This window comes from Brevibacillus sp. GCM10020057, assembly GCF_042683565.1.
Classification (GTDB): domain Bacteria; phylum Bacillota; class Bacilli; order Brevibacillales; family Brevibacillaceae; genus Brevibacillus.
The window spans coordinates 42,348-58,396 of the sequence record NZ_JBHUJW010000024.1; the positions used below are offsets into that span (position 1 = coordinate 42,348).

Annotated in this window: 11 protein-coding genes and 1 tRNA gene; 10 read left to right on the forward strand and 2 right to left on the reverse strand. The window is 55.4% G+C overall.

The window, feature by feature from the left end:
• Nucleotides 1-21: 21 nt before the first annotated feature.
• From polA to ACFSO0_RS08690, 5 genes are all read left to right on the forward strand, one after another.
• Nucleotides 22-2,676 (forward strand): DNA polymerase I, encoded by a 2,655-nt coding sequence (gene polA, locus ACFSO0_RS08670; protein WP_376878992.1) that lies wholly within the window; start codon nucleotides 22-24, stop codon nucleotides 2,674-2,676.
• Nucleotides 2,677-2,720: 44 nt separating this feature from the next.
• Complete coding sequence (gene mutM, locus ACFSO0_RS08675; RefSeq protein ID WP_376878995.1) at nucleotides 2,721-3,548, forward strand: DNA-formamidopyrimidine glycosylase; 828 nt, start codon at nucleotides 2,721-2,723, stop codon at nucleotides 3,546-3,548.
• 44 nt (nucleotides 3,549-3,592) lie between these two features.
• Nucleotides 3,593-4,201: a dephospho-CoA kinase gene (gene coaE, locus ACFSO0_RS08680; RefSeq protein WP_376878998.1), complete on the forward strand. Its 609-nt coding sequence runs from the start codon at nucleotides 3,593-3,595 to the stop codon at nucleotides 4,199-4,201.
• The gene (locus tag ACFSO0_RS08685; RefSeq protein ID WP_376879001.1) at nucleotides 4,198-4,761 is read left to right on the forward strand and encodes a lytic transglycosylase domain-containing protein; all 564 of its coding nucleotides are present in this window, start codon (nucleotides 4,198-4,200) and stop codon (nucleotides 4,759-4,761) included. The genes coaE and ACFSO0_RS08685 overlap by 4 nt, the downstream gene beginning before the upstream one ends.
• Before the next feature lie 192 nt (nucleotides 4,762-4,953).
• Nucleotides 4,954-6,000 carry a glyceraldehyde-3-phosphate dehydrogenase gene (locus ACFSO0_RS08690; protein WP_376879004.1) on the forward strand — a complete coding sequence of 349 codons (1,047 nt, stop codon included), beginning with the start codon at nucleotides 4,954-4,956 and terminating at the stop codon, nucleotides 5,998-6,000.
• Between the two features lie 117 nt (nucleotides 6,001-6,117).
• Here the strand turns inward: ACFSO0_RS08690 and ACFSO0_RS08695 are convergent, their stop codons facing one another.
• The gene (locus tag ACFSO0_RS08695; RefSeq protein WP_376879007.1) at nucleotides 6,118-7,233 is read right to left on the reverse strand and encodes an HD-GYP domain-containing protein; all 1,116 of its coding nucleotides are present in this window, start codon (nucleotides 7,231-7,233) and stop codon (nucleotides 6,118-6,120) included.
• A gap of 138 nt (nucleotides 7,234-7,371) precedes the next feature.
• Between ACFSO0_RS08695 and nrdR the strand changes: the two genes are divergently transcribed.
• From nrdR to ACFSO0_RS08715, 4 genes are all read left to right on the forward strand, one after another.
• Nucleotides 7,372-7,860: a transcriptional regulator NrdR gene (gene nrdR / locus ACFSO0_RS08700; protein ID WP_376879009.1), complete on the forward strand. Its 489-nt coding sequence runs from the start codon at nucleotides 7,372-7,374 to the stop codon at nucleotides 7,858-7,860.
• A 146-nt stretch (nucleotides 7,861-8,006) separates the two neighbouring features.
• The gene (locus ACFSO0_RS08705) at nucleotides 8,007-9,455 is read left to right on the forward strand and encodes a DnaD domain protein (RefSeq protein ID WP_376879011.1); all 1,449 of its coding nucleotides are present in this window, start codon (nucleotides 8,007-8,009) and stop codon (nucleotides 9,453-9,455) included.
• A gap of 7 nt (nucleotides 9,456-9,462) precedes the next feature.
• On the forward strand, nucleotides 9,463-10,404 hold the full coding sequence (gene dnaI / locus ACFSO0_RS08710) for a primosomal protein DnaI (RefSeq protein WP_376879013.1): 942 nt from the start codon (nucleotides 9,463-9,465) through the stop codon (nucleotides 10,402-10,404).
• A 204-nt stretch (nucleotides 10,405-10,608) separates the two neighbouring features.
• Nucleotides 10,609-13,212 carry an Ig-like domain-containing protein gene (locus ACFSO0_RS08715; protein ID WP_376879015.1) on the forward strand — a complete coding sequence of 868 codons (2,604 nt, stop codon included), beginning with the start codon at nucleotides 10,609-10,611 and terminating at the stop codon, nucleotides 13,210-13,212.
• A 202-nt stretch (nucleotides 13,213-13,414) separates the two neighbouring features.
• Here ACFSO0_RS08715 and ACFSO0_RS08720 read toward each other — a convergent pair whose 3' ends face one another.
• Nucleotides 13,415-15,385, reverse strand: a complete 1,971-nt coding sequence (locus ACFSO0_RS08720) for a methyl-accepting chemotaxis protein (RefSeq protein WP_376879018.1) — start codon at nucleotides 15,383-15,385, stop codon at nucleotides 13,415-13,417.
• 222 nt (nucleotides 15,386-15,607) lie between these two features.
• Between ACFSO0_RS08720 and ACFSO0_RS08725 the strand changes: the two genes are divergently transcribed.
• A tRNA-Ala gene (locus ACFSO0_RS08725) sits at nucleotides 15,608-15,683 on the forward strand.
• The last annotated feature ends 366 nt before the right edge of the window (nucleotides 15,684-16,049 follow it).

Sequence of the window (16,049 nt, forward strand, 5' to 3'; positions counted from 1 at the left end):
TAACGAGAGGGGTCGGATTGCTTGAGCCATTTTGTGTTGATTGACGGAAACAGTATCGCCAATCGTGCGTTTTATGCCCTGCCGCTCCTGTCCACGTCGACAGGGCTGCATACCAATGCCGTACTGGGATTCACGACCATGCTGCTGAAAGTATTGGAGGAAATGAAGCCTACGCATATCATGGTAGCGTTTGATGCGGGCAAAGTGGTGTTCCGCCATAGCGAATATGCCGATTATAAAGGGGGACGGGCCAAAACGCCGCCGGAGCTGTCGGAGCAGTTTCCCCTGATCCGCGAGCTTTTGGATGCATTTTCCATCCGGCGCTTCGAGCTTGAAGGCTACGAGGCCGACGACATCATCGGCACACTGACCAAGAGGGCGGACGAGCAGGCGCAGAAGACGACCGTCATCACGGGAGACAAGGATATGCTCCAGCTCGTCTCGGAGCATGTCTCTGTCGCGCTCACTCGCAAGGGCGTAAGCGAGATCGAGCTGTACACCCCTCAAGAAATTCAAGACAAGTACGGACTAGCCCCCTTGCAGATCATCGACCTCAAGGGGCTGATGGGAGATACGTCGGACAATATTCCGGGCGTTCCCGGAGTCGGTGAAAAGACTGCCCTGAAGCTGCTGCACGAATACGGCTCCGTGGAAGCTGTGCTGGAAAACATCGATCGGGTGTCCGGCAAAAAGCTGCAGGAAAACCTACGCGAGAACGTCGACAAGGCGAAGATGAGCAAGGAGCTGGCGACGATTTTGCGGGAAGCGCCAGTTGAACTGGATGTGCGGCAGACCGCTTATTCCGGCTATGACGGCCAAGCAGTAAGCGAGTTTTTCAAAAAGATGGAGTTCAAATCGCTCCTGTCCAAGATCAAGGTGGAAGCGCCGGCAGAGGGCGAGGGAGCCGGGGAAAAAGCGGCTCCGTTTTCCTTCGAGGTCGTTTCTGCGGAGACGGCAGACGGTTATACAAGCAAGCTGACGTCGCCGATGGCCGTTTACGTGGAAATGGACGGGGAGAACTACCATCACGCGCCGATCATCGGGTTTGGCCTGTCGGCGGACGATGTGACCTTCTACGTGCCATGGGACGTGGCGAAGGACTGGCAGGCATTTTGCACGTGGCTGGCGGACGCCGGACAGGAGAAGTGGGTGTTTGACGGAAAGCGCGACACGGTAGGGCTTTCCTGGCACGGTCTGGACATCCAAGGCATCGGCTTCGACGTCTACCTGGCCTCCTATTTGCTGAATGCCACCGAGAGCAACCCGACGCTCGATTCCATCGCGGCCCAGTACGCGCCAGGCGTGCGTGTGAGGGCGGATGACGAGGTGTACGGAAAAGGGGCAAAGCGTGTGCTGCCACAGACGGATGTCATCAGCGAGCACGTGGCGCACAAGGCAGCGGCCATTTGGCAAAGCGTGCCCGTCCTGCGCGAGCAGCTGGCGCAGAACGAAATGAACGAGCTTTTAAGCGATCTGGAAGCGCCGCTTAGCATGGTGCTTGCCAAGATGGAGAAGCAGGGAGTCACGGTCAACCGCGATCGCCTGGATCAAATGGGAGTCGAGCTGGATGCCAAGCTGGAGGAGCTGACACGGCAAATTTACGAGCTGGCTGGCAGGACGTTTAATATCAACTCGCCGAAGCAGCTGGGCGAAATTTTGTTCGACGTGCTCGATCTGCCTGTGCTGAAAAAAACGAAGACGGGACCGTCCACGAGCGCGGACGTCCTGGAAAAGCTGGCGCCATACCATCCGATCATCGACGCGATCCTGACGTTCCGCCAGCTGGGCAAGCTGCGCTCGACGTACATCGAAGGGCTGACCAAGGAGATCCACAGCCAGTCGGGCAAGGTGCACACGCTGTACAATCAGGCGACGACCGCGACAGGACGGCTGTCCAGCACGGAGCCGAACCTGCAGAATATCCCGATCCGCATGGAGGAAGGCCGCAAGATCCGGGAGGCGTTCATCCCGTCCGAGGAAGGCTGGTACATGCTGGCAGCGGACTACTCCCAGATCGAGCTGCGCATTCTGGCGCACATCTCCGGCGACGAGAACCTGATCGACGCCTTCCGCAAAGGCATGGACATCCATACGCGCACCGCGATGGACGTGTTCGGCGTGAGCGAGGGCGAAGTGACCTCCCTGATGCGCCGCCAGGCCAAGGCGGTCAACTTCGGGATCGTATACGGCATCAGCGACTACGGACTTTCCCAGAACCTGAATATTACGCGCAAGGAAGCGGCCGATTTCATCGAACGCTATTTCTCCGTCTTTTCCGGCGTCAAGCAGTGGATGGAGGACATCGTCAAGCAGGCGAAGCAGGACGGCTTTGTCACGACGCTGTTGCACCGCCGCCGCCATTTGCCTGACATTCGCAGCAGCAATTTCAACCTGCGTTCCTTTGCGGAGCGGACGGCGATGAATACGCCGATCCAGGGCACCGCAGCCGATGTCATCAAGCTGGCGATGATCCGCATGCAGGAGAGCCTGCAGGAAAAAGGGCTGAAGAGCCGCATGCTGCTGCAGGTGCACGACGAACTGGTGTTTGAAGTGCCGCAGGATGAGCTGGAGACGATGCAGAAGCTGGTGCCGCAGGTGATGGAGGGCGCCTTGGAGCTGAACGTGCCGCTCAAGGTGGACGTGAACTTCGGACACAGCTGGTACGACGCCAAGTAAGCGATTCGCGGGCGAGAGAGTCAGACAGCGAGAGGAGGAGGCATATGCCGGAATTGCCAGAGGTGGAAACGGTCGTCCGGACGCTGGGCGGACTGGTGGTCGGCAAACAGATCGAGCGGGTGAGCGTGCATTTGCCGCGCATTATCCGCACCCCGGATGACGTGGAGGCGTTCAAGTCTCTGCTGGCGGGACAGACCATTCAGGCGATCAAGCGCCGGGCGAAGTTCATCCAGTTTATACTCGATCGGGACGTGCTGATCTCCCATCTGCGCATGGAAGGGCGGTACGGCCTATATCAGGCGGACGAGCCTGTCGAGAAGCATACCCATGTCATTATTCACTTTACGGACGGCACCGAGCTGCGCTATCGGGACGTGCGCCAGTTCGGGACGATGGACGTGATTCCGCTGGGAACGGAGACGACGACAGGTCCGCTGGCCAAGCTCGGCGTAGAGCCGCTGGACGAGAGCTTTACGGTGGACGTCCTGCGCCAGCTGCTGAAGGACCGATCCACAAAAATAAAGCCGCTATTGCTGAACCAGGAATGTATTGTCGGGCTGGGGAATATTTATGTGGACGAGTCACTGTTTAAGGCGGGAATCCACCCCGAGCGGCCGGCGCGCAAGCTGACCCGCAAGCAGGTCGCAAGCCTGCACGCGAGCATCGTCTCCACGCTGGCGGAAGCGGTAGAGCAAGGCGGCAGCTCGATCAAGTCGTACGTCAACGGACAAGGGGAAATGGGCATGTTCCAGCAGTCCCTCCTCGTGTACGGCCGGAAAGACGAGCCTTGTGTCCGTTGCGGCACGCCCATCGTCCGGTTTGTTGTGGGAGGACGTGGCACTCATATTTGTCCCAAGTGCCAAAAAAAGTAACGGCTTCTTTCGTTCGTACAATCAATCGCTAATCGGAGAGGAGGATGTGCATGATATTGGGATTGACTGGCGGAATCGCTACGGGGAAAAGCACGGTCACAGGCATGCTGCGCGAGCGGGGAATACCGGTGATTGACGCCGATCAGATTGCCAGAGAGGTCGTGGAGCCTGGCAAGCCTGCCTACGAAGCCATCGTGCGCCACTTTGGCCGGGAGATTTTGCTCGCGGATGGGCAGATTGACCGGAAGAAATTGGGGGAAATCGTCTTTTCGGATGAGTCCCAGCGTCAAAAACTGAATGCGATCGTTCATCCCGAGGTGCGCCGCGTGATGCGGGAAGAGGCGGAAGCGGCGGAAGCGGGCGGTGCAGACATCGTTTTTATGGACATTCCTCTCTTGTTCGAGAGCAAGCTGCAGCATATGGTAGAAAAGATCGTGGTCGTATACGCGCCGGCCGACATGCAGCTCGCGCGGATGATCGAACGGGATGAACTGGAAGAAGAGCAGGCGCAAAAAAGGCTGCGGGCACAGTTTCCGATCGATCAGAAGAGGGCGGACGCCGACTTTTTGATCGACAACTCCGCGTCGAGAGAAGAAACAGAACGTCAGGTCGAAGAGATGCTGGCACAGATTCGCGCGGAGCTGAACTCATGAAGCTGCGCCAAAGGGCAGCGTTTCTGTTGCTCATTTTGATGAGCGTTTTTTTGCTGCTCAATACGTCTTTGATCTGGAAGTGGATGTACCCGATCAAGTTTCAGCATGAAATTGTGACGGCATCGCAAAAATACAACGTCGACCCGTATCTGATCCTGGCTGTCATCCGCTCCGAGAGCAGCTTCAAGACGGATCGCGTCTCGAAAAAAGGCGCAATCGGACTGATGCAGATCATGCCGAATACAGCCGAGTGGATCGTCCGGCAGGCAGGATTTCGGCCCAAGGACGATCGGTACCTGTACGATCCGGTCATGAACATTCACATCGGGACGTGGTACTTGAGCTTTTTGCTCGACCGCTACCAGGGCGACCTCGTCAAGGTCGTCGCCGCGTACAATGCGGGGCCGGGGAAAGTCAGCGGATGGCTGGAAAGCGAGCAGTGGAGCGGGCAGCGGGAGCATATCGAGGACATCCCGTTCGGAGAGACCAGGCAGTACGTGCAGCGCGTCCTCTACTATCACGATCGTTACAAGAGCATATACAATACCAATTTGCAATGAAAGCCGCTTTCTTGATGAAAAGAGAGCGGCTTTCGTCATGGATCGGGCAGTCTATGGAAAACGCATTAAAAATAGGATGGGGAAATCGTCTAAATATTTATTTTTCAGTAAAACACATTGATAATTGTGTCATACTTATTATAATAAAAGTAACAGAACAGCGTAACTCAATTGTGAAAGGGGTTTCTATATATGACAATCAAAATTGGTATTAATGGTTTCGGCCGTATCGGGCGCATGGTTTTCCGCCGCGCTATCCAGGACCCCAACATCGAGATCGTTGCGATCAATGCCAGCTATCCAGCTGAAACGCTCGCACACCTGCTGAAATACGACACCATTCACGGACGTCTGCAAAATAAAGTGGAAGTACAAGACAACAAGATCATCGTGGACGGCAAACCTACCGTCGTGCTCTCCGACCGTGACCCGCTGAAGCTGCCTTGGGGCGAGCTGGGTGTGGAAATCGTCGTGGAAGCGACGGGCAAGTTCAAAGACCGCGAAGGCGCTGGCAAGCATCTGCAGAGCGGCGCGAAAAAGGTGGTCATCACGGCACCGGCAAAAGAGGAAGACGCGACAATCGTTATGGGCGTAAACGAATCGATCTACGACCATGCGAACCATCATATTGTGTCCAACGCTTCTTGCACTACGAACTGCCTGGCGCCTGTAGCCAAAGTGCTGAATGACGCGTTCGGCATCGAGCAAGGCTTGATGACGACCATCCACTCGATCACCAACGACCAGGTGAACATCGACAACCCGCACAAAGACCTGCGCCGCGCCCGTGCAGCCGGTGAGTCCATCATTCCGACGACGACAGGTGCCGCGCGCGCTGTGGGCAAAGTATTGCCGGAGCTGAACGGCAAGCTGAACGGATTCGCCCTGCGTGTGCCGACTCCAAACGTTTCCGTCGTCGACCTGGTAATCAACACCAAAAAGCCGGTTACGGTAGAAGAAGTGAACCGCGTCCTGCGCGAAGCAAGCGAAGGCAGCATGAAAGGCTACCTGGAGTTTTGCGATGAACCGCTCGTCTCCAGCGATTTCAACGGCAACGACAATTCCTCCATCGTGGACGGCCTGTCTACAATGGTGATGGGCACCAACCAGGTAAAAGTGATCGCCTGGTACGACAACGAGTGGGGCTACTCCTGCCGCGTCGTTGACCTGGTGCGCCACGTGTCCGATATGTACAACCAGGCGATGACAAAAGAAGCAGCTGCTGCGGGCATCAACTAAAGGTCTTTGCTCCATTTGCGGCAGCACATACAGCAAACCCCTTTGCTCAATCGGGAGCAAAGGGGTTTTTTAGCAGACAGGAATGACTTCGCATTCAGTCCGGGACGTGTGCGAGGATTAGAAAAGATCGTTCATCAGGAACAGCCCGTCATCCTCAAAACCGACGATGAACAGCTTGATATTCGATTTCAGGTCCAGATCATACGGGTGATGGACGTCGTTGCCGCGGCCGTCCTTGATGATGCGCACACTGGGACGGTGAGGGTAATTTGAATCGACGCGGCTGACGACCCCGACTTCACCGGTGTTCAGGACGACGCTGCTCCCGATTGGGAAAACGGCGATATGCTTGATGAAGGCATTGACGAGGTGGTGCTCGAACAGATGGCCGCCAGATCCGAGCAAATACTCGAGGGCGTCCTGGGGCATGTACCGCTTGCGCCAAGGCTTGGGCGATGTCAAGGAATCATAGACATCCGCGATGCCCACGATTTGCGCGTATTCGTGAATTTGCTTGCCCTGCAAGCCCTGGGGATAGCCGCTGCCATTCAACCGCTCGTGGTGCTGCAGACAGATGTGGGCAGACAGCAGGGAGATGTCTTGCTGTTTTCGCAGCAGCTCAAAACCGTACGTCGTATGCTGCTTGGCGATCTCTTTTTCCTCATCGTTCCAGCGCTCTTCCTTCTGGAGCATTTCTTGCGGAAGATTCAGTTTGCCGATGTCGTGCAGCATGGCGCCGATTCCAAGGTCCATGAGCTGCTGCCGGTTGTAGCCGAGCGACATTCCGACAGCGGCAGCCAGCACTGCGACATTGACCGAATGGTGATACAAGGATGGTGAATGCGAAGAGAGGGTAGCCAGATTACCGATGATTTGCTTGTTCAGCAAAAGGTCTTCGAGGATAGAACTGAAGGCACGCTGAAAATGCAGACCCATTTCAACAAGGGATATTTTTCGAGCGAGTTTGTTTGAGTTGGTGATCTGCTTGAACGTATTCTTGATGGTCTCCACTGCGAGTGTTCGCGTTTGCGGCTGGATGACTTCTTCCACCTCGATGTCCCGTGTCCGGGGATCGTCGATGTAAATGGCGTCGACTTTGGATCGCGCCAGCCCCGCAATGAGACGCTCGGTCAAGATCATGCCCGAGCCGAGCAGCACTTTCCCGTCTTCATTGAAAACGGTACGGCCCAATTTCATGCCTGGCTGAACTTGTCGTAATGATACTAACCTCATACCAATCCCTCCAACAATACCCTATTGTACCCGAATCTACTTATGCTTTAAATAGGTACAAGGATTGACTTGACTTCTGAAGGGAAATTGAGGGACACTGTAAGCAAAGTATTGTTCGTACTGGAGTTGATTGCTGCGATGCGTTGTCCATTTTGCGAGTATAACGGGACTAGAGTCCTGGATTCGCGTCCGTTCAATAATAATAAGTCCATTCGCCGCAGGCGGGAATGTGAACAGTGCGAACGTCGCTTCACTACCTTCGAGATGGTCGAGGAGGCCCCGCTGTTGATCGTGAAAAAGGACGGCACCCGCGAGGAATTCAGCCGCGAAAAGGTGCTGCGCGGCCTGGTGCGGGCTTGCGAGAAGCGTCCGGTGCCTCTGGAAGTGCTGGAAGATGTGGTCAATGACATCGAGCGGGAGCTGCGCAGCTGCGGTCAGGCGGAGATCCCCAGCAACGATATTGGAGAAAAAGTCATGGAGCGTCTGTGCCGCGTCGACGAAGTGGCATACGTCCGTTTCGCTTCGGTTTACCGCCAGTTCAAGGACATCAGCGTATTCATGAAGGAGCTGGAGGAACTGCTCGCGCAGGCGCGAAACAGTCAGGCTCCTTCGCTCCCGAAAGAGTGACCTAATAGTCGAAATAGATTGGCTTGCGCTACGCTCTCGCAATATTTCTGCCAGGGCGTCTTTCGCTTTCCATCGGATTTCAGCACGTGGGCAGCATTGCCATGCTATAATAGGGGAACGAGATTTGTCAGGGAAGGAAAGAACTCATGCGTCGTTTGGTCTGGAACGAATTGTTGCCGAAAGATCGTTATTTGGTGCGGCTGGCAAGACCGCTTGGCTTTACCGAGATGGGCTATGTCACCCAGCTGTACTTGCCGATCATCGGTGTCGAGTCGTACACTCTCTACCAGTTGCTCGTGCACGGTGTACAGGAAGTGAGCGGCGCGTCGGCGGAAGCGACCCATCGCAGCCTGATGCTCTCCACTTCGCTGTCGCTGGACCGACTGCTGGACGCACGGGAGCGGCTGGAGGCAATCGGCCTTTTGGAGGTGCGGCGCCGGGAAAATTTGCAGCGGGATTACTACTACGACTATTTGGTGAAGCCGCCGCTGACGCCGGCAGAGTTTTTCGGGGATTACGTGCTGTCGCTCATGCTGCTCAACAAGATCGAGAATATCCGCTTTCAGCAGCTGCGGGAGAAATACGCAGACCTGGTGGCGACCCGGCTGAATGAAGAATATACGATCGTGGAAAATATGACGAAAGATTTTCATGAAGTGTTTCAATCGTTGAAACCGTCTGAGCTGGAAGTAAAGAAAGGTTCGGAGCGCGAGCAGTTTTTGACGAGGATGGAGGAGAGCTTCCCGTCGGCTTCGATGAAGTCGGGGTTCGAGGCGCAGGTCGCCACTCCGCTCAGCGTCTCGTCCCTTCGTCTGTACTTGCCGGACAATGCAGATGCGTCCAAGGTGCTTGGCGGGGCGAGCATGGAGTTTCTGTACCTGTTGTGCCATTTTTATCAGATGGACAGCTGGGGACTGGGCCAGGAGCTGCGTGACTGGACGCTTTACAAGCCGGACAAAAGCCTCGATCAGGAAGTGCTGCGCAAGCGTCTGATCCAGCGTTATACGGAGGACAAGCTGTATCGCAACCCCCCGGCAGAGCAAGGGGGCGGTGACGAATGGGGCCCTGGCAGGCTGCCGGAGCCGGGCAGCGAGGCGTTCACCCGCGCCTGTCGCTTGCTTTCACCGCTCCGACTGCTGGAAAAGGTGGTCGGCGGCAGGGTGAGCAAGGTGTTTCTGGAGCGTGCAGAGACGCTCGTCTTTACGGACGGGATGCAGCCAGAGGTCGTGAATGCCTTGCTCTTCCATACGCTTGCCAGCATGCAGATGGAGCTGCCGAAAGCGTACATGGAGACGATTCGCGACAGCTGGAAAGCAAAGCGGATCGGCACGGTGGACGAGGCCGTCAAACAGATTTTGGAGCGCGCCGATCAACGGACGCAGTCTGTGGAAAAGGCGAAAGCTCCCAAGAAAGATACGGGCGCGGTACGGCGAAATGGAAAAGCCGTTTTGCAGGACAAGCTGCCGGCATCTGTAGAATGGCAAAGAGAACAGGAGAAAAGCGGTCAGCCCGCGGCCAAAGGGAAGCTGATCTCGGATGATCCTGAGCTCAGTAAAATGCTGGAATCCATGCGCAAGAGACGGAGAGGAGAGTGACGACTAGATGGAATCTGTAGGTCAATTTATGAAGGAACTCGCAAAACGCACCCCTCGCCAGTTGCTTTCGCCTGATGAACAGCTCGACAAAATGTTTCGCTCCAGCGTGTATTTGCAAGCATTTGCACAAGAGCATCCCGAGTTGACACGTGATGATTACATGCGTTCGCTCTCCAACGTGTACACGGCTGTAAAGGAGCAGTACTGGTGCGAGCACTGTCCCGGACTGACCGAATGCCCGAACCTGGTAAAGGGACATCGGACGCAGCTTGATCTGATGAAAAACACGATCGTCAGCGCGATTGCTCCCTGTAAAAAGCAAATTTCCCATGAAGAAGAGCTCAAGCGCAGACGGATGATGCGCAGCTACTACGTGTCAGAGGAAACCATGTCTGCGAGCTTCGACAAGTTGGAGCACGATGCTGGGAATCAGGCTGCAGTGGCGGCGGCGATCCAGTTCTGTAACCAGATGGGGACGGGTGAGCGTGTGAAAGGTTTGTATTTGCACGGATCTTTTGGTGTGGGAAAGAGCTATCTGATGGGTGCCATCGCGCGTGAGCTGTCGGAGAGTCACATCGCCTCGCTGCTCGTTTATGTCCCCGATTTTATTCGCGAAATGAAGGACTCCATCTCCGACCAGTCATACGTCGGCAAGCTGGAGCTGCTAAAAGAAGTGCCCGTGCTCATCCTGGATGACATCGGCGCGGAAAACCTCACGCCATGGGTGCGCGACGAGATTTTGGGCGTCATTTTGAATCAGCGGGCCAACAACTATTTGCCGACCTTGTTTACGTCCAACTACTCGCTGGAGGAGCTGGAGGAGCACTTGTCCATTTCCAACGGCAACCGGATCGAGCGGACCAAGGCGGCGCGGATCATGGAGCGCATCCGCCATTTCGTCGATGTGTACGAGATTTTACGCAAAAATCAGCGTCTGGAAAACGGATGATCAAAAGAAGCGCGGGAAGCGCCTGCAGGTGAGTGCAAGCACTTGCCGCGCTTCTTGGCATGGCGTGAACAGAGCCCGCCTCTCGCATCTGACACATGTCAGACATAAATCAATTGTAAATTATTTCTCATAAAAACCGATATATTTATCGAGGAGGAAAGGGTTTCCAAGTAACAGATTTCATACTTGCGAGGGAGGCTAGACATGTTCTGGAAAAAGACGACGCTATTGCTTCTGGCCATCCTGCTCTTGTGCGGGGCTGGAAATGCCGGGGTAGGATACGCTGCGGACGAAATCAGCAGACTGGTCCTGTCGAAAAATGAAGTGACATTGGAACAGGGAGATTCCGCTGCCTTGACGGCGACGGCTGTCTACGTGAGCGGGAAGACCGAGGATGTCACCATCACGACGGACTGGACGAGCCAGGAACCGGATGTCGCGGCTGCGTATGCGGGCCGCATCACGGCCAAGGCAGTAGGCAATACAACGGTGACTGCGACGTACATGGGAAAAAGTGTTCTGGTTGCTGTCAATGTTACGAAAAAAGTGAAAGCGTTGACGATGGACAAGCAGTCGCTCAACGTGCTCATCGGCGAAGAGCCGCCGGCACAGCTTGCGCTCACTGCGCTCTACAGCGATGGCACGACAGAGGATGTCACGACCAAAGCGGATTGGTCCATCGACAACAGCTCGATTGCAACGGTCATCAACGGGCAAGTCAAAGGCTTGAACTCCGGGACGGGCATCATCACGGCCAAATTCGGCAGCCAGTCGACCACGATCCCGGTAAACGTGGAGATCGCGCACCGGCTGGAGCCGAGCAAAAACCAGGTGTCGCTCCTGCTGGGAGGCAAGGAGACGATCGTGCTGCGCGCTATTTATCCGGACGGCAGCGACAATCCGGATGTGGCGGCAAAAGCCGAATGGTCCTCTGACAATCCTGCCGTAGCCGATGCGCTCAAGGGAGTCATCACGGCCTATGGCGCGGGTACGGCGACCATCACGGCCAAATACGGAACGAAAACAGCGACGATCGCCGTCGATGTCGATACGACGCAAAAGCTGGAAGTAAGCCCGCAAAATCTCTTTTTGCACGTGGGCGTAGCTTCCGACCCGATCAGCCTGACCGCGACCTACGCGAATAACGGGGCGACGGTAGATGTGGCAGACAAAGCCGAATGGTCTACCAGCAACGAGGCTGTCGCGTACTACAACAAAGGCAAGATTTACGCGGTCTCCTCCGGGGAAGCGGTCATCACCGCCAAATACGGCAACAAGTCCGTACAAATCCGGGTAGACGTGGAAGTTCCGCGCTCCCTCGACATCGTGCCAACGTATTTGACGATGAAGAGCGGAACGACGGAGACGGTGAAAGCTCTGGCAACTTTTGCAGGGGCAACTGCTGCCGAGGAGATTACCGGCAAGGCGAAGTGGTCCTCGGATGCGGAAGAGATCGTTTTTGCCCAAAATGGCACAATCTCCGCCTACAAGCCCGGTTCCGCGAAGATCACTGCCAGCTACGGCGGGAAGACTGCGACCCTGATCGTGGACGTAGATGTGCCGCAGAGCCTGACCGCTGACGCGGCCAACGTGGCGCTGCCCGTCGGAGGGGCCAAGCAAGTGAAGCTCACGGCTGTCTATCCGGGCAGCGAGACCGGGGAAGATGTGACGCAAAAAGCGGCGTGGACATCGAGCGCTCCGGCAGTCGCAAGCGTGCGCAACGGTCTCATCACAGGCGTTGCGACGGGAGCTGCGAGCGTAACGGCTACATATGGCGGGCGCACTGTCACGATCCCTGTTTCTGTCGGCGTCCTGCAGACGCTGACCGTAGACAAGCAAAAGCTCGTCCTGAACAACGGCAAAAGCGAGACCGTGCAGGTGACCGCGACCTATGCAGACGGAACGACCAAAAAGGTCAACGAGCAAGCGTCCTGGACCAGCGGCTCTGTGAATGTCGCGGAAGTGTATCAGGGTACCATTACGGCAAAAGGTGCAGGGAAAACGACAGTTTCGGCCACTTTTGAGGGCAAGACAGTATCTATCGCCGTAGAAGTGGACCAGGCGACGACCCTGACTGTGGAGCCTCGCCTGCTCATTCTCACGGTCAACGAGACAGCTGAGCTCAAGCTGCTCGCGACAGACTCTGCCGGCAATACCAGCAACGTGACGGCAGATGCCGAGTGGGCCTCGTCCGCCATTAAAATCGCGGATGTAGCCAATGGCCGCGTCACCGGCCTGACGAACGGCCGCGCCACCATCACAGCGAGGTATGGCGGCAAATCGATCACCATTCCGGTCGAGGTCGGAATCGTCACCAAACTGGAGGCGGACAAGCGCTACGCCTCAATCAAATCGAACACGACCTCCCAGGTGACGTTGACCGCCACCTTTTCGGACGGCCGCACGATGAATGTGACGTCGCTTGCCGACTGGAAGACGAGCAACTACAAGGTCGCTGACGTAGCCAATGGCCTGATAACAGGTAGGGCGTACGGCAAGGCAACTGTTACGGCGAGGTACAACGACAAGAGCGTTTCGATCCCTGTGGATGTCGACACATTGAAATATTTGAAGACGGATGTCGTGCAGATCGTCTTGAACAAAGGAGAGACGAAGCAGGTAACGGCGACTGCGACCTACATGGACGGTTCGGAGCAAAACGTGACGAAACCGGCGCTGTGGACCACTTCCCGCCTGCTCGTGGCTGACGTCAAGGACGGCGTGATCAAGGCGACGGGCTCCGGAAAAGCGACGATCTACGTGACCTACGGCGGTATGAAGACACCGATAGTGGTGACGGTGCGTTAGGGGGCAGGGAAAAGAGGAAAAGAGAATTTCGTGGGCAAAGCCACACAAAAAATAGCCCCGCGCGTGTCAGACATACTTGACACGCGGGGTAAGAAGGAACGGTCCCCCGTTTGTTAGGCAGCTAACAGCGGGGGACCGTTTTACTAGGGAGCTGGGGAGAACTGCCCGTTCTACGGCTTCAACCGTAGGAAAACCAGATGCGCTAGATTTTGAAATGACCGATCTGATTTTGCAACTCTTCTGCCATTCTTTCCAGGGAGACGGACGAGGACGCGATCTCCTCCATTGAGGCGAGCTGCTCTTCGGCGGCAGCAGATACGCTTTGCGTGCCGTCAGAGGTTTGCAGAGTCACATCGGAAATACGGCTGATCAACTGCACGACGATCCGCGTGCGGGCCGTGATGTCCTGCGTGGCGCCGGAGACTTGGCTGATACGCTCGGCGACCTGCTCGACGGCAGTCTGGATCTGCTCAAAGGCTTGTCCTGCTTCATTGACTTTCCCGATGCCGTCGGTTACTTCTTTTTTGCTATTTTCCATCACAACGACGGCTTGCTCCGTGGCAGCCTGGATCGAGTCAATCAACTCGCTGATCTGCTTCGCGGAATGCGAGGACTGCTCCGCCAGCTTCCTGACTTCATCTGCTACGACGGCGAAGCCGCGGCCGGATTCACCGGCGCGTGCCGCCTCGATGGCTGCGTTAAGGGCGAGCAAATTCGTCTGCCCCGCAATGGCGGTAATGACATCCACAATCTTCCCGATTTCCTGGGAGCGCTCGCCGAGATTGTGCACAACGGCGGCAAGGGTGTGAATGGACTGGTTAATGGCATTCATTTGCGAAACGGCAGTCTGAATCGAAACGTTGCCCTCTGACGCGAGATCGGCTGTTTGTCTCGCCGCTTCGGAAACTTGCTGGGTGTAACCCGCGATCTGGGTAATTCCTTCCGACATTTGCTCGGCTGCTTCCGTGCCTTCTTTGGCGTAAGCGGCCTGCTTCTCGGTACCGCTCGCCATTTCTTGCATCGTGACCGCGATCTGTTCCGTCGCCTTGCTCGTCTGGTCAGCACTGGCCGAAAGCTGCTCAGCTGAGGCGGCGAGCTGCTGGATGTTGCCATTGACGGAGTAGAGCAGGGCGCGAAGCGAGCTGGACATATGGTTGAAGCTTTTGCCAAGCGTGCCCAGCTCATCGTCGCTTTTGACATCCACTTGCTGGGTGACATCACCCATGCTCATTTTTTCTGCGGCATCTGTCAATTTCTGCAGCGGCATCAGCATGGAACGGAGGATGACATAGACTGCTCCGCCCCCGATGACCAGCGCGATGGCGATAATCAGCATGGTCTTGGTAAAGATCGGGTTGGCCGCCCGGACGGCTTCGGATTCGTACATGACGCCCAGCAGCTTCCATCCGGTTGTCTCGTTGGTCTGGTAGACGGCTTTGGCGTTCTGTCCGCCGTCGGTAAAGTCGAACTGGCCCGCTGTTCCGGTGTACATCTGTTCGACCCAAGATTCGGTTGCAGTCGTTCCCGGTTTGCCTGTCGGGTGAATCAAAAACTGGCGGTTTTTGTCAAAGATCGAGAGGTAGCCCTTTTCCCCGATCTTCGCCTGCTTGACGGTCTTGTCCAAGGCGGTCAACTGAATATCGATGCCCAATACGCCAGAGCCGTCGGATAATGCTTTGGCAAGGCCAATCACTACATTCCCTGTGCTGGCATCGATGTACGGGTCAGTCACGATGGTGCTCTGCGGCTTGTTCATGGCTGCTTCGTACCACGGCCGCTTCCGGGGATCAAAGTCGTCGGGCAGCTTGGCGTCCGTCGCCATGATCATCCCGCCGGCATCGTCGCCAATGTAAACTTCGCCGATCTCGGGATGCAAGGAGTGATAGAGTTGCAGCTTTTTGCGGGTCGCTGCGCGCGCCGCATCCTGCAAATCGCTGCGCCCCGTCGAGGACGCGATCATCTCCAGATCCCGCGACTGGGACTGCAACGTCTGGCTGAGCAATTCATCCACCAGCCGCACATTCTCGGAGGCAGTCGTGAGCAAAGCCTCCTCCAGCCGCTCTTTGGCACTCTGATAGGAAAGGTAGCCGAGGATCAGCATAGGTATGACCAAGATTGACGCAAAAGCGACAATCAACTTGGCTTTGACGGTTAGTCTCAGTTTCTGTGTCATCTAAATGCCACTCCTCTATACAATTCACTAAGATATTCTGTTTCTGGTATCACATACCCGAAATATTGATCGTGTAAACATATAAGTAGTTAGTTTTTAATAAAACTTTTTTTATTGGAAGTAAAAAAGAGTGAGAGGAACCAAAAAAATTCTCTTGCAGCATACAGGAGGATGTGCTAGAATGAAATTACGAAAGCGGTTCACACTGCAAGATGAAAAGATGGGGCATTAGCTCAGCTGGGAGAGCGCTACACTGGCAGTGTAGAGGTCAGCGGTTCGATCCCGCTATGCTCCACCATAATGAAGACGTCAAAACCCTTGAGAAATCAGGGGTTTTTTCATTTTAGCAGCAAGACAAAGAAGAGGTAAGATGCCCTTGAAGAGGGCTTGGGACGAACTGCTTTACACCTTTCTTGAGCTTTCCCGTGTTTCTTGCGCCATTCCTTCCACAAGCGCCCCGAATGTCATCTCCTCAGGCGCGATGTGCAATACAAATTGCCTTTTTATGGAAATTTACAAATAAATACAAAAACGCCAAATGATGATGATTTCAGCAGTCCATTGTATTGTTTTCCACATCATATAGCAATATTACAAATTTCCGTTTGTTTTTTTTAAGCATTTTCATAATATTATAAGCAAATAATGTTTTTCATACTTATTT